At 72.8% G+C, this 13,956-nt stretch carries 12 protein-coding genes and 1 tRNA gene; 7 read left to right on the top strand and 6 right to left on the bottom strand.

Going from position 1 to position 13,956, the window contains the following annotated elements:
* Positions 1-87: 87 nt before the first annotated feature.
* Both NYO98_RS05350 and NYO98_RS05355 read left to right on the top strand, forming a co-directional pair.
* A complete protein-coding gene (locus NYO98_RS05350) occupies positions 88-705 on the top strand; it encodes a hypothetical protein (RefSeq protein ID WP_268110486.1) in 618 nt (205 codons plus the stop codon).
* Between the two features lie 11 nt (positions 706-716).
* Entirely contained in the window at positions 717-1,613 is an 897-nt protein-coding gene (locus NYO98_RS05355; protein ID WP_268110487.1) for an LCP family protein, read from the top strand.
* A 3-nt stretch (positions 1,614-1,616) separates the two neighbouring features.
* On the opposite strand, the gene NYO98_RS05360 is transcribed toward NYO98_RS05355, so the two are convergent.
* Entirely contained in the window at positions 1,617-3,044 is a 1,428-nt protein-coding gene (locus NYO98_RS05360; RefSeq protein WP_268110488.1) for a choice-of-anchor P family protein, read from the bottom strand.
* A 308-nt stretch (positions 3,045-3,352) separates the two neighbouring features.
* Between NYO98_RS05360 and NYO98_RS05365 the strand changes: the two genes are divergently transcribed.
* Complete coding sequence (locus NYO98_RS05365) at positions 3,353-4,573, top strand: hypothetical protein (RefSeq protein ID WP_268110489.1); 1,221 nt, start codon at positions 3,353-3,355, stop codon at positions 4,571-4,573.
* Positions 4,574-4,657: 84 nt separating this feature from the next.
* Positions 4,658-7,504, top strand: coding sequence for an FtsW/RodA/SpoVE family cell cycle protein (locus NYO98_RS05370; protein WP_268110490.1), 2,847 nt, complete (start codon positions 4,658-4,660; stop codon positions 7,502-7,504).
* Between the two features lie 14 nt (positions 7,505-7,518).
* Here the strand turns inward: NYO98_RS05370 and mreB are convergent, their stop codons facing one another.
* Positions 7,519-8,538, bottom strand: a complete 1,020-nt coding sequence (gene mreB, locus NYO98_RS05375) for a rod shape-determining protein (RefSeq protein ID WP_268110491.1) — start codon at positions 8,536-8,538, stop codon at positions 7,519-7,521.
* A 181-nt stretch (positions 8,539-8,719) separates the two neighbouring features.
* Positions 8,720-8,792, bottom strand: a tRNA-Arg gene (locus tag NYO98_RS05380).
* Between the two features lie 127 nt (positions 8,793-8,919).
* Between NYO98_RS05380 and NYO98_RS05385 the strand changes: the two genes are divergently transcribed.
* Positions 8,920-9,747 (top strand): IS5 family transposase, encoded by an 828-nt coding sequence (locus NYO98_RS05385; RefSeq protein ID WP_268110492.1) that lies wholly within the window; start codon positions 8,920-8,922, stop codon positions 9,745-9,747.
* Between the two features lie 97 nt (positions 9,748-9,844).
* Here NYO98_RS05385 and NYO98_RS21860 read toward each other — a convergent pair whose 3' ends face one another.
* From NYO98_RS21860 to NYO98_RS05400, 3 genes are all read right to left on the bottom strand, one after another.
* Positions 9,845-10,423, bottom strand: coding sequence for a sugar O-acetyltransferase (locus NYO98_RS21860; RefSeq protein ID WP_326494417.1), 579 nt, complete (start codon positions 10,421-10,423; stop codon positions 9,845-9,847).
* Positions 10,424-10,438: 15 nt separating this feature from the next.
* Entirely contained in the window at positions 10,439-10,804 is a 366-nt protein-coding gene (locus NYO98_RS05395) for a cyclophilin-like fold protein (protein ID WP_268110493.1), read from the bottom strand.
* Positions 10,805-11,067: 263 nt separating this feature from the next.
* Positions 11,068-12,087 carry a zinc-dependent alcohol dehydrogenase family protein gene (locus NYO98_RS05400; protein ID WP_268110494.1) on the bottom strand — a complete coding sequence of 340 codons (1,020 nt, stop codon included), beginning with the start codon at positions 12,085-12,087 and terminating at the stop codon, positions 11,068-11,070.
* A 175-nt stretch (positions 12,088-12,262) separates the two neighbouring features.
* Between NYO98_RS05400 and NYO98_RS05405 the strand changes: the two genes are divergently transcribed.
* The gene (locus NYO98_RS05405; RefSeq protein WP_268110495.1) at positions 12,263-13,180 is read left to right on the top strand and encodes a helix-turn-helix transcriptional regulator; all 918 of its coding nucleotides are present in this window, start codon (positions 12,263-12,265) and stop codon (positions 13,178-13,180) included.
* Positions 13,181-13,215: 35 nt separating this feature from the next.
* On the top strand, positions 13,216-13,644 hold the full coding sequence (locus NYO98_RS05410; protein WP_268110496.1) for a (R)-mandelonitrile lyase: 429 nt from the start codon (positions 13,216-13,218) through the stop codon (positions 13,642-13,644).
* Positions 13,645-13,956: the final 312 nt, after the last annotated feature.

The following is a 13,956-nucleotide window of genomic DNA, read 5'->3' on the forward strand; positions in this document are numbered from 1 at the left end:
CATGGTGTCGACCACACCCGTACTCACTCAGTAGTCATGGTCGTCCCTCCACCCCCGTCGTCCGCTCGAACCTGCCTGGAGCTCCTCATGCCCCGCCCCTCGCCAGGCCGCGCCCACAGGGCCCGCCGCCTCGTGGGACTCGCGCTCGTCCTGCTCGTCCCGCTCACCGCCTCTGCCTGCCGGTCCTCCGCCGAGCCGTCGGCCGCCCCGGAGCGGCTCAGCCGGTCCGACGCGCAGGCGACCCTGGCCTCCCACCCCGTTCCCACGAAGGTCGGGATCCACCGGGTCCACGGCCGGCTGCCGGTCGCGCGGCGCAAGGCCGTGCGCAAGCAGGTCGGCGCCGTCGTCGACCGGTGGTGGGACGCCGCCTACCTGGGCGGCACCTATCCGCGCAGCAGCTTCCCGGCCGCGTTCCCCGGGTTCACCGCGGCCGCCGAGGAGCGGGCCCGGGCCGACAAGGCCCTCCTGACCAACCAGACCGCCGGACCCCGCATCGACTCGGTGACCGCGCGGAAGCGCCGGGTGACCCTCGACATCCTCGCCACCGACCGGCATGCCCGGGCCGTGACCGCACAGTTCGTCCTGGCGTTCGACACCACGGGCCAGAAGACCGGCACCACCACCGTGCGCGGGCGGCTCTTCCTCACCCGCACGCGCGGCGCGTGGCGCGTCTTCGGGTACGACGTCGCGAAGGGAGCCCGGTGATGGGACGGACCATGAGGCTCGTGCGCACGGTCGCCCTGGTCGCGGTGCTGGCCGTCACCGCGTTCGTCGTACCCACGTCGGCGGTGCAGCCGACCGACGTCAGCCTGGTGAGGATCCGTCACGCCGAGGGCGTGGCCGTCGGCGGCCAGGACGTCATCTGGATCCTCGCGGTCGGCTCCGACGCCCGGCCGGGGCAGGTGATGACCCGGTCGCGTGGCGACGCCCTGCAGATGGTCGGGATCAACACCCGCACGGGGTCGGCGACCGCGATCGGCGTGCCGCGTGACTCGTGGGTCGCGATCCCCGGCCACGGTCGCGAGAAGATCAACTCCGCCCTCTACTTCGCCGGTCCGAGCGGCATGGCCGGCGCGATGCGCAACCTGATCGGCATCGAGCCGGACTACGTGCTCGTCACCCGGTTCCCGTTCTTCGAGGACATGGTCGACGACATCGGCGGCATCACGGTGACCAACCCGCGGCGCTTCCAGGACCCCTACCTCAAGAAGGAGGGCTTCAAGCAGGGCCGCATCCACCTCGACGGCTACAACGCCATGGCGTTCTCCCGGATCCGCAAGGGCCTGGCCGGAGGCGACTTCGACCGGTCGGCCAACCAGCAGCGCACGCTCCGCGGCATCCACGCCCGGATCCGCTCGCAGGCCGACCGGCCCGGCTTCATCGAGCGCGGCGTGATGACGGTGATGGCCCACACCGACACCAACGCCTCACCCGGGGAGCTCTTCGAGATCGCCCAGGCCGTCGCCCAGGTCGACCCGCGCCGGATCACGACGTGCGTCGTGCGGGGTCGGGTCGGCTTCGTGGGTGCCGCGAGCGTGGTGTTCCCCGACGTGTCGCAGGCGCGGCGCCTGGGGCGTGAGGCCCGGCAGGACGCCGCCCTGCGGCACTGCTGAACGTCAGGAGCCGTAGATCCGTCCGGCGGTGCGGGCGAGGTCGATCACCACGGCGTCGGAGTAGAGCTTGATCCGGAGCCCGATCACCTGCGACCCGCGGTAGCCGGTGTCCACGAGCTGGCGCTGGATCTCGCCGGCGCCGCCCGGCAGCTCGACGACCTCGCCGGGCGCGGGGACCGGCACCGACTGCCCGGCGACGGTGATGGAGCCGACTCCCGTGGAGACCTTCGACCCCACCCGCTTGCCGGCCTTCTGGCGCATCGCCGCGCGCGAGCTGACGTCGGTGATGACCAGCTGGGCCGTCGGGATGGAGACCGACCTGATCGCCGTGCGCGACCAGCCCTTGGCGACCTTGCCGCGCTTCGCGCCGGACTTCGCGCGGAACTGGTCGCCGTTGACCTGGTAGGTCACGCCCTCGAGCACCACCGGCACCGGGACGAGCTGGGTGGCGTGGGGGACCTGGTAGGTCTGCGTCTTCCCGCGGGTGCCCTGGCAGGGGAGCGCCTTGTGCTCGACGTTGCCGAACGTGAGCGCGCCCTGGAGCGCTTGGTAGTCCATCGCCGTGCCGCCGGAGCGGAAGACCCCGACCGGGGCCGGGCCGCCCATCCGGACGCGGGCCGTGCCGAGCTCGACGAGCTGGCGCCGCTCGCCGGCGGTGACCTCGATGCGCAGGGCCGAGGCCTGCGACTGGGCGTTGTGGCTGTTGGCCCGCCCGTTCTCGTAGCCGAGGGCGATCGTGCCGAGACCGGGGATGACGATGGGCTTGGTGACGTCGCTCAGCACCTGGAAGACCTGCTGGGCCGCCTGCTGGGTGCCGGTGAAGACGGTGTCGGTGACCTGGTCGAGCGGGGCGAGCAGCTGCTGGAGCTCCGGCGGCAGCTGCTCCACCACCGTGTCGTCGAGCAGCTCGAGCGAGATGCTGGCGAAGGTGAACCCCTCGTCGTGGCCGTAGCCCCGCGGGGTGTGGAACGCGTTCGCCGTCGTCTGCAGCCCCTTGATGACCAGGCGGGGTGTGGTCAGCGGGCCGACGGTGCCGCCGATGCTGATGTCGCCGATCGTGTTGGTGCCGCGCACGCCGTGCGTGTCGCCGTCGACGTACGTCTCGGTGCGGCTCGTGCTCGCCGACACCCGGATCAGGGGGTTGTCCGGCACGGACACGGCGCTCTGCTGCTCGACGACCTTGCCGGCCGAGCGGGTGCACAGCTGCTGCGCGTGGGCGTCCTTGAGGTCGAGCGCCTCGACGCTGTCGGTGACGAGCTTCACGCCGTAGACGTCGCCCCGGTAGCCGAAGTCGGTGAGCTGGTCGGCCGTGGCAGCACGCGGGTCCGACGAGCTGCCGGCCTGCGCGGGCGCGGCTGCGGTGGACAGCACGAGCGCCGCGCTCATGCCGAGACCGACGGCGGCGGCGAGCCGTCGCTGGGTTGTTCTCATGTCCCCTCCCAGGGTCCTCGGGAGCGACACCTGGCAGCGTCCCTTGTGACCGGCCAGTAGCTCCCTCGTCGGCTCAACGACGACGACCCGGATTGGTGACGCCCGTCACCGGGGCGAGGGGACGACGCCACCCGGATCCCGGGACCGTCCCGGGACCGCCCCGGGACAACCCCCGGCCGGACCCATGCGTGATCAGGTCCAAGGACCCTGTGAGGGGCCCGCGCGTCCTCCCGATACTGAGACTCATCACCCGGTGCGCGCGGTCGCACGAGGCACCCCACGTCCGGCGTGCAGGAACGGGGGCTCCGATGGTTCAGGAAGTCTCGACACCGGACGCGACGGACCCGGGTCCGGAGGCGTCGGCGGTCGCCGATGAGAGCGTCGCCGCGCCACCGGGCTCGGCCGCCGAGACCGGGCGCGTGCCCCTCGACCGCATGCTGACCATGGTCACGCTCAGCTCCGCCGAGGCCGCCCACGTGGCCGTGCGCGTGCTGGAGTCCACGGACGCGCCGCACCCGGTGGACGGCGCACTGCCCGACGACCGGTGGGCGGTGACCATCAGCGTCTCCGGGGATGTGGAGACGAGGCGCACCGGGTCGCCCGCAGGCGCCACCGTCGACGAGCTGCTCGGACGGCTCGTCCACAACGCGCGTCGACTGCCGGCCCACCCGACGGCTCGGCAGCTGGTGCTGCTGCACCGGCTCGAGGAGGCGGCCGCCGAGACCGGCCCCGGACCAGGTGCGCGGGCGCTCAGGCTCCAGGGTGCGCTGGCCGAGGCCCTCGGTGCAGACGCGTCCGAGCGCGTGCGCGCGCAGCTGGCGGACCTCGTCGGCGCGTACGTCACCGTGGCGGCGAGCACGACGGCAGCGGAGCTCGTCCCGGCCGCTCCGGGTGTCGCGCCGCCCGGTCCGTCCTCGCCCGGTCCCCGCCGGACCGCGCTGACGCGGTCCACGCGCGGCCGGGCCGACGGCCGTCGTCGCGCACCGGTCCGCCGGGGGGCGCTCGCCGCCCTGCTCCTGGTGGTCGCAGTGGCAGGCAGCGGCTACGTGCTGACCCGCCGCGACGACGACGCGAGCGGGGGTGCCGGTCGACGCGAGGGTCCCAACTCTGCGCCGACGGGGAAGGCGTCCGCCGGCACCTCGTCGGAGCGCGAGGAGCGAGCCTCCCGGCCGCGCATCCAGACCCTCGCGCCGCGGCAGGTCGGCGTGGTCACCGGCGTCGAGCTCAAGCGGGCCGGTGACTGCACCCCGGGCGCGCTCTGCGCCGTCACGGTGACGGCTCGCTTCCGCCCGGCCACGACCGCGCAGGCCGTGACGTGGCGGGTGGGCACGGCGAGGTCGTGCAACGGCAGCGTCAGCTGGTCACCCCCGGTCAGCGTGACCGCGCAACCCGGGTGGACCAGGGTCTACGCCAGCTCGTCGGTGCAGGTCCCGCGGCGACCCGCCGTGGCGCTCGTCGCCACGACGACGGCTCCGGCACGTGCCCAGTCGCCACCGGTGCCGGTCACCGGGTCGTCGCTGCGCTGCTAGCCGGCCATGCTCAGCGTCGAACGGGGACTACTGGGCGGGCGCCGGTCCCGCCCCGGACCGGGCCGACCGGCACGCGCGCCTCTCGTGCCCCTCCTCGACCCCTACGCGGTCGCGGCGGTGGCCCTCCTCGCCGCGCTCGGCCTCAGCAACCTCGCCGCCCTCGGCGACACAGCGGCCGTCCGGCACCAGCTGGCCGTCGTCGTCGGCGGCGTCGTGATGTTCCTGGTCCTGCGACAGTGGCACACCGCCGGCCTGCGTTGGCTGGGGTGGGGGTGCTACACGCTGAGCGTGGTCCTGCTGGTGGCGGTCGACGTCGGCGGCACCTCGACCCGGGGTGCCCAGCGGTGGATCGCCCTGGGGCCGTTCTCCATGCAGCCGTCCGAGCTCGCCAAGCTCGGCCTGCTCCTGGCGCTGGCCCTGGTCCTGGGCAGCGACCGGGCGTGGCCACGGCGTCTCGCGACAGCGTTGCTCGTCGCCGCGCTGCCCATCGGCCTGGTCCTCCTCCAGCCCGACCTGTCGACCGCACTGCTCCTGTGCGCCGTCACCGGCACCATGCTGGTGCTCGGCCGGGTGCCGCTCAAGGTGCTCGTGCCGGTCCTCGTGGTCGCGGCCCTCGCGCTGCCGTTCGCCGAACAGCTGCTCCACCCCTACCAGCAGGAGCGGCTGCACGCCTTCCTGAGCGGGTCGACCGACGCCGACGGGCCCGGATGGGCGATCCGGCAGATGCACATCGCCCTCGCGTGGGGCGGGCTGACCGGAGGTGCGGACCACCCGCTGCACCGGCTCGTCGGGCTCTACCTGCCGGACCGGCACACGGACCTCGCCTTCGCCAGCCTGGTCGAGCAGTTCGGGATCCTCGCCGGCGCGGCGGCCGTGCTCGCAGCGATCGTGCTCGTGTGGCGTGTCGTCGGCATCGGTCGCCGCACCCGCAACCGTCCGGCGGGGCTGGCCGCGGCGGGGTTCGCGGCACTCGTCAGCGTCGAGGTCGCGGTCTCCGTGGCAGGCAACCTCGGACTGGTCCCGACCGCCGGGGTGCCGTTCCCGCTGCTGAGCTACGGCGGCACGGCGGCCGCCGTGCACATCGCGGCACTGGGTCTGGTGCTGGCACTGGGCGCTGACGGTGAGACCCATCGTCTCTGGCTCCGCGGTCGACCGGACACCGCACGACCGCGGCTGCTGCGCACCAGCGCCGTCCTGATGACCGGCCTCCTGGTCGGCATGGTCGGGTTCGCCTGGCAGCTGCAGAGCGCACAGGGTTCCCAGCTGCGCGAGGCCGCGCTCGACCAGATGCTGCGCTGCACCCGCGTTCCCGCGGCGCGCGGGCAGATCACCGACCGGCACGGGACGCCACTCGCCCTGGACGTGCGACGGCACCGCGTGGCTGTGGTGCCGGCCCTCGTGCAGCCGACGGACGTGCCCACCCTGGCAGCCCTCACGGCGCGGCCCGAGACGGTCCTGCGTCGGCTGCTCCACCGGCACGAGGCGAGCCGCGACCTCACCGTGGCGTCCCTGCCGACGGCGGCCGGTCGACGCGTCCGCGCGGCTGCGCTGCCCGGTGTCTTCGTGGTCCCCGACGTCCGCCGGCGCTACCCCGCCGCGGACGTGCTCGGGCCGGTGCTGGGCTGGACGGGCGTGGCCACTCCTGTCGAGATGGAGCGGTGGCCCGACCTGGCCCTCGGGGCGATCGCCGGCCGGGCCGGCCTCGAGCAGGTCTACGACCCCGTCCTCCGGGGCACGGACGGCCGCCAGTGCGTCTACGTGACGCCTGCGGGCACGCCCATGGCGATGGGGCCCTACACCCCTCCCCGTCGGGGGGAGACCCTGCGGCTCACCGTCGACCTCGGTCTGCAGCGCGAGCTCACCCGGTCACTCGGCGAGGTGCTGCGCAGGCGTCCGGGCCAGCCGCTCGGGGACCTGGGCGGAGCCGTGCTCCTCGATCCCCGCAACGGGCAGGTCCTGGCCACGGCCAGCCTGCCGGCGTACGACAACCGGATCTTCGGCCCGCCCGTGGACGGCGCGGCGCTGGCCCGGGTGTCGCGCCGGGCGGGGAGCCCGATGCTCGACCACGTGACGCAGGTCGCGGCGCCGCCCGGTTCCACGTTCAAGCTCGTCGTCGCGGCAGCCAGCATGAGGGACGGCACCGTGCCGCCGGACCGGGTGCTCCCCGGCGGCGGGTCCTGGACGCTGGGCGACCACACCTTCGGCAACTGGATGTCCCTGCCCGCGCAGGACCTGCCGAACGCGATCTCGTGGTCCAACAACGTGTACTTCTACCAGCTCGCGTGGGCAATGGGTGCCGGACCGATCATCAGCACGGCCCGGAGCCTGGGCGTCGGCCGGCCGACCGGCATCGACCTGCCCGCGGAGAGCGCCGGCTACCTCGGCACACCGGCCTCGGTCGCCCGCGACGGAGGGACGTGGTTCCCCGGCTCCACCGTGATCCTCGGCATCGGGCAGGGCTACCTCACGGTGACCCCGCTGCAGGACGCGATGTGGACCGCAGGCGTCGCGACCGGCGCCATGGTCACGCCACATCTCGGGCTGGCGTACGGCCAGGGGAGGAGCCGGTCGGCGCTCCGGTGGCCGGGGCCGCGTCGGCTGCCGTTCGCCGACCGGCTGGGGCCGGTCCGCGAGGGCATGGCCCTGGCCGCGACGTCCGGCACCGCCAGCATCCTCCGCGCACTGCCCGTCCGGTCCGGAGCCAAGACCGGCTCGGCCCAGGACCCGTCCGCGCCCAACGGAGCGCCGGACTCGTGGTTCACCGCAGCCGCCCCGCTCGAGCGCCCACGCGTGGTGGCGACCTCGTTCGTGCGCGGCGGCGGCCACGGGGTCAGCACGTCCGGGGCCGTCGTGCTGCCGGTGCTGCAGTACTTCTTCGCCCACGAGCAGGAGATCCTCCGGACCGGACGTCCCGCTCGGCGGCACCGCTGACCGGCGGCCGGTGGTCAGCCCGCTTCGATGAACGTGTCCTCGTAGGCGCGGACCACGTCGGGGTCGGCCAGGCAGCGGGCCGCGCCCTCCGCCACGCAGGTGAGCGGCCGCTCGGCCATCCGGACAGGGAAGCCCAGCGCGGACTCGATCAGCTTGTCGAAGCCGCGCAGGAGGCTGGCGCCGCCGAAGACCACGACCCCCTCGGTGAGGATGTCGTCGGCGGCCTGCGGCGGCAGGTCGTCCAGCACTCCCGCCAGCGCAGCGATGATGGCGTCGGCCGTGGGCTGCAGCGCCTCGAGGACCTCGGCGGACTCCACGGTCTTCAGTCGTGGCCGTCCGGTGGCCAGGTCGATGCCCTGCACCACCGTGGAGAGGCCCTCCTCCGCGTCGACGGCGCACTTCAGGGCCTCCGCCGTGAGCTCGCCGACGAGCAGCTGGTGCTCGGCCCGCAGGTGGCGGTACAGCGTGAGCGTCATCTCGTCGCCCGCGATCCTCGACGACCGGTGCGACAGGACGCCGCCGTAGCAGAACGCGGTGATCTCCGAGGTGCCGCCGCCGATGTCGAGGACCATGTGCGCCCGGGGCTCGAGGGGGTCGAGGCCGCAACCGACAGCCCCCGCGATCGGCTCCGGGATCAGTACCGCCTTCCGCATGCCGGCCTCGTCGGCCACCTCCAGCAGCGCGCGCCGTTCGAGGGCGGTCGCACCCGCCGGCACCCCGACGACGGCGCGGGCGCCGATCCGCTGCCACGCGGGGAGGGCCGCCTTCGCCAGCAGCGCGGACATGAAGGCCCGCGCGGCCTCGAGGTCGACGATCACCCCGTCGTGCAGCGGACGGACGGCGGAGAGACCGACCGGGCAGCGGCCCATCAGGTCGCGTGCCTCCCGTCCGACCAGCAGTGGTCGGACGCGTCGCGTCCTCGCCTCGGAGGTGCGGATGACCATCACCGACGGCTCGTCGAGCAGCACCCCGCGTGTCCGGTGGCACACCACCGTGTTCGCGGTCCCGACGTCGATACCGAAACCACCGCTCATCGTGCCCCCTGCGTGAGATCCCAGAACGTGGATCCACGCTACGGCTCCGCCTCCGCGGTGACAGGGGTCTTTGGTCCCGGGAGGGAGGGGGACCCAGCCGGCGGGCGGGGTGCCCCGGACGACGAACGGACCCACGTCTGTCGTGGGTCCGTCATCGCCGATGTCGTGCGACATCACAGGGCGCCTCCGGCAGGATTCGAACCTGCGGCACCTGGTACCGGAAACCAGTGCTCTATCCCCTGAGCTACGGAGGCCCGCACCACCCGGATCGCTCCGGGCCGGTGCGCGGTGAAGACTACCGGTCGCCCGGCGTGGTGGTGAAACCGCCTCACTGGGTGTGTCCCTATTGGCCGGGCGCGTTGCGTAGGCACCGTGCGGCGCATGCCGTACCCCAGTGACCTGACCGATGAGCAGTGGGACCTGCTTGAGCCTGTCTTCAATGCGCCGGGCAAGCGGGGACGCAGGCACGGCGATGACCTGCGGAGCGTGGTGGACGCGATGCTGTACATCGCGCAGACCGGCTGCCAGTGGCGCTACCTCCCGGAGTCGTTTGGACCATGGACCCGCGTCTGGTCGCAGTTCCGCCGCTGGTCACGCAACGGCACCTGGGCGCAGGCCCTGACGGTGCTCCACGCAGCCGCGCGCCAGCATGCCGGAAGGGCGGAGCAGACGCCCTCGATGGTCGTCATCGACACCCACCTGGCCCGCGGAGCATCCATCGGCGGGTTCACGTTCCACGACCGAGGCGGCCCCTACGGCCGCACCAAGGGTGCCAAGCGTGTCGTGGCGGTCGACGTGACCGGCCTACCGGTGGCCGCGCTAGTGGTGCCCGCCTCGACCCACGAGAACCGGGCCAGCGACCTGATGTTGCAGCACCTGACCCAGCAGGGCGTCGCCGGCCGGCTCGAGCTCGTTTTGGTGGACCGCGGGGTCACTGCCGCCGCCGCGCGGGACCTCAGTCGGGAACACGACCTCGAGGTCCGCCGAGTCGGGTGGGACGACAAGCAGCCGGTCTTCCGCCCCATTCGGCACGCCTGGCGCGTCGAGGTCGCCCACGGGCGCCTGGGGCGCTCCCGCCGCTTGGCGAAGTCGTTCGAGAACACGACCACCTCGGCGACAGGCTGGCTGCAGGTGGCCTGCATCGCCACGACGTTGCGCCACCTCGCCCGAGAACGAGCACGGCGAGTCCCGGGCGACCTCGCGGCGTGAGCGCGCTCGTGCGGACCGCACTCATCGCGGCATGTGCGGCCGTTCGACGTCAATCTCCCGCTGCCTACATCGACCGGTCGATCGACGGCCGACGCGGCTACATGGTCTGGTAGCCGGTGGCGCGGATGACCCGTGCGGGTACGCCGGCGATGATGGTGTCGGCGGGGACGTCCTTGGTCACTACCGAGCCAGCACCCACCACGGCGCCGTCGCCGATGGTGACGCCTGGGACCACGGTGACGTTAGCGCCGAGCCAGACCTTGCGTCCGATGACGATGGGTGCGGGTTGCATGTCGGCTCGGCGGTCGGGGTCGAGTGCGTGGTTGAGGGTGGTGAGGGTGGCGCCGTGCCCTACGAGGGTGTCGTCGCCGATGGTGATGCCGCCTGTGTCTTGGAAGCGGCATCCGAGGTTGATGAAGACGTTCTTGCCGAGGTGGAGGTTCTTCCCGAACTCGCTATGGAAGGGCGGGAACACGGTGACGGTGTCGTCGACGTCCCGGCCGGTGAGCCGGGCGAGGAGTGCGCGGACTTCGTCGGGAGCGTGGTGGCGGGAGTTGAGCTCGGCGGTGATGGCGAACGCTTCTTGGGCGGCGTCGTGCATGAACTGGTGGTGTGGTGAGCCGCCTTCGATGAGGGCGCCCGCGTCGACGTGGGCGAGGAAGTCGTGGAGGTTCATGTTCGGCACCTCATCTCACCTGGCTTCGACGGTGACGGTGACGTCGCCGTTGATGGCGGCGATGCGGTCGGCTGCGCCGTCGTTGAGGCGGCCGAGGACGACGATGCCCGGGTGGTAGGACTGGTCGCCGTAGTAGAGGACGAGGTCGTTGCCGGGCGCGTAGTAGCCGAGGTCGCCGATGTCGGGGTCCGAGCCGTCGGGCTGACCTTGCAGCGACAGCGGGCCGGGGAGGCGCCCGGTCTTCTCGACGCCGCCGTGGTCGGTCATGTCGACAGTGACGGGCAGCTGGGCGAGCAGGTCGGCGGCGGCGGGACTGTCGTCCAGGGTGGCGGTGAGCCGTTGTCCGGTGACGGTGATGGTGAGCTGCCGGGCGTTCTGCATGGTGTCCTCTTCCGGGGTTTGTGGGGTCCGGTTGCTGCCCGGGTCCGGGGTCGCCGGTGTGCTGGTGGACGCTGTGCTGGTGGGGGGCGGGGTGACCGAGGCCGAGGACGCTTGCTCGGACGGGCCGTCCGCTTTGCCCTCGCCGCAGCCGCCGAGCATCAGCATGGCGGTCACGGCGAGGGTCGTCGCGGCCGGTTGCATGGCCGCCGCGGCGAGCCTCGGCCGGGCCGTCGAAGCGTTGGTCGGCCTGATGTTTGGCGGGGTCACGGGAGGAGGAGCACCTTGGTGGCGGTGCGCTGGTCCATGGCGGCGTAGCCCTCGGCGGCCTTGTCGAGCGGGAGGGTGAGGTCGAAGACCTTCCCGGGGTCGATCTTGCGGTCCCAGATGAGCTGGATGAGTTCGGGAAGGAACCGGCGCACAGGGGCGGGGCCGCCGTGGATGTGGACGCCGGCCATGAAGAGCTCGTCGCCGGGGATGGCGACGTCGTGGGATACGCCGACGAACCCGACGTGCCCGCCGGGGCGGGTGGAGTGGATGGCTTGCATCATCGCTTCCTGCGTGCCGACGGCCTCGATGACGGAGTGGGCACCGAGCCCGCCGGTGAGCTTCTTGACCTTCGCCACACCGTCCTCGCCGCGCTCCTCGACAATGTCGGTGGCGCCGAACTCACGTGCGAGCGCCTGCCGGTCGACGTGGCGGCTGAACGCGATGATGCGTTCGGCGCCGAGCTCCTTGGCGGCGAGGATGCCGAGCAGCCCAACGGCGCCGTCGCCGACGACGGCGACGGTCTTGCCGGGCCCGGCCTCGGCGGCGACGGCGGCGAACCAGCCGGTCCCGAGGACGTCGGAGGCGGCCATGAGCGACGGGATGAGGTCGGGGTCGGGGATGCCGGGGGTGGCGACGAGGGTGCCGTCGGCGAGCGGGATGCGGGCGAGCTCGGACTGGGTGCCGATGGTGCCCATGAGGACGCGGTGGGTGCAGTAGGCCTGGTACCCGGCCTGGCAGATCTCGCACGTGTTGTCGGAGGCCCAGAAGGACCCGACGACGAAGTCGCCGACCTTGACGGTGTGCACGTCGTCGCCGACCTGCTCGACGACGCCCACGTACTCGTGGCCCATCACTTGGTGCTCGACGGGCTCGGCGCCGCGGTAGGGCCACAGGTCGCTGCCGCAGATGCAGGTGGCAGACAGGCGGATGATGGCGTCGGTGGGCTCGATGATGGTGGGGTCGTCGCGGTCCTCGACGCGGACGTCACCGGGGGCGTGCATGACTACCTGGCGCATGGCGCTGGGCTCCTTCTCAGGGTCGGTTCTCGAGTGCTTCACGGTGGCTGGTGCCGCCTCGATGCTTCGAGTCAACCCGCTGTCGTGCGCGTGTGGGAGTCCCTGTCGAGGGGTGCACTGACAGGGCACCCTTCGTAGGCCCGGAGGGCTGCTGGGCGGGCCTAGTCTCGATGTCGTGGACAACCGAGACGAAGTGCGCGAGTTCCTCACGACCCGCCGTGCACGCATCACCCCTGAGCAGGTCGGGCTCGCCACGACGGGCAGCCGGCGTGTGCCGGGGCTGCGGCGCAGCGAGGTCGCGACGCTGGCCGGCCTGAGCGTGGAGTACTACGCCCGGCTGGAGCGGGGCCAGATCGCCGGCGCGTCCTCGAGCGTTCTCGAGGCACTGGCGACGGCGTTGCAGCTCGACGAGACCGAACGCGCGCACCTGTACGACCTCGCCCGTGCCGCGGACGGCATCCCGACCAGCGGTCGTGCCCGACGACGCGGCACCACCCGCACGGCCGCATCGCGGCTCAGCCTGCAGTGGGCGCTCGAGGCCATCACCGACGCCGTCGCGTTCGTCCGCGACCCCCACCAGAACCTGCTGGCGACCAACAGCCTCGGGCGGGCGTTCTACGCGCCCGTCATCGGCGACAGCACCCAGCACAAGGGCCGCACCCCGAATCTGGCACGGTTCCAGTTCCTCGACCCGGCCGCCCGCGACTTCTACCCCGACTGGGACCTGTTCGCTGAGATGTGCGTCGGCATCATGCGCACCGAGGCCGGACGCGACCCCCATGACCGCGGCCTGCAGGACCTCGTCGGCGAGCTGTCCACCCGCAGCGACACGTTCCGTCGCCTGTGGGCGGCCCATGACGTCCGCACCCACGGCGCCGGCACCAAACGCTTCAACCACCCCGTCGTCGGCGAGCTGACCCTCGTCTACGAAGAGCTCGCCATCACCGCCGAACCCGGCCTCGTCCTGCTCGTCTACACCGCCGAGCCTGGCTCACCGTCCGCTGAGCGCCTCCGACTGCTGGCCTCCTGGGCCGCATCCCACCAAGCCGAGCAGCAGGCCGAGAACCGGGCCGAGCAGCAGGCCGAGCAGTAGGCGCCCGCTTCCCCGACCACCCCTAGGAGAACCTCGTGAAGTTCACCCCCAGCTCGACCCGCAACGGCACCGACACCGGCAAGGGCCCTGCGGACTGGTTCACCGGAGACGTCTACATCGACGGCATCCGCAACCCCGACGACCAGTCAGCCGTCGGCTGCGCCCACGTCCGCTTCACCCCCGGCGCCCGCACCGCCTGGCACCACCACCCCAAGGGTCAGACCCTCTACGTCACCGACGGCGTCGGATACGTCGCCCGCCGCGACGAGGACGGCACCGCCAGTGAGCCGCAGGAGATCCGTCCCGGCGACGTCGTCTACATCGAGCCCGGCGAGGAGCACTGGCACGGGGCCACCCCCGGACGCTTCCTGGCGCACGTCGCCATCCAGGAGGCCGACGCCGCCGGCGAGGTCGTCACGTGGCTCGAGCACGTCACCGACGACGACTACACGTCCGCGACCTGAGCTCCGCACCGCCGCAGCGACCCGAATGCCCCATCCAGCACCGACGACGGCGCCCCGGCGCCGCCCTGGCGGCGTCGTCGGTAGTGCCGCGGGCCAGCCGCCGTCAGTCGGTCAGGCCGACGCGGCGGGCGCTCTCGGCCCAGAAGGCGTCGATGAGCGCGAGGTCGTTCTGCTGCGGGTTCGGGCGCCGCGGCTTCTTGCGCGGCTCGTAGTACTCGCCGGACTCCCGGCCAGAGCTGGTTCAGCGAGCCCTCGAGGCCGTCCGGCCCCCGAGCTGACGATTCGTCTTCGCCCAGACCCTCCGCAGGCCGA

This window comes from Nocardioides pini (genome assembly GCF_026712185.1).
In the GTDB taxonomy this organism is placed as follows: Bacteria; Actinomycetota; Actinomycetes; order Propionibacteriales; family Nocardioidaceae; genus Nocardioides; species Nocardioides pini.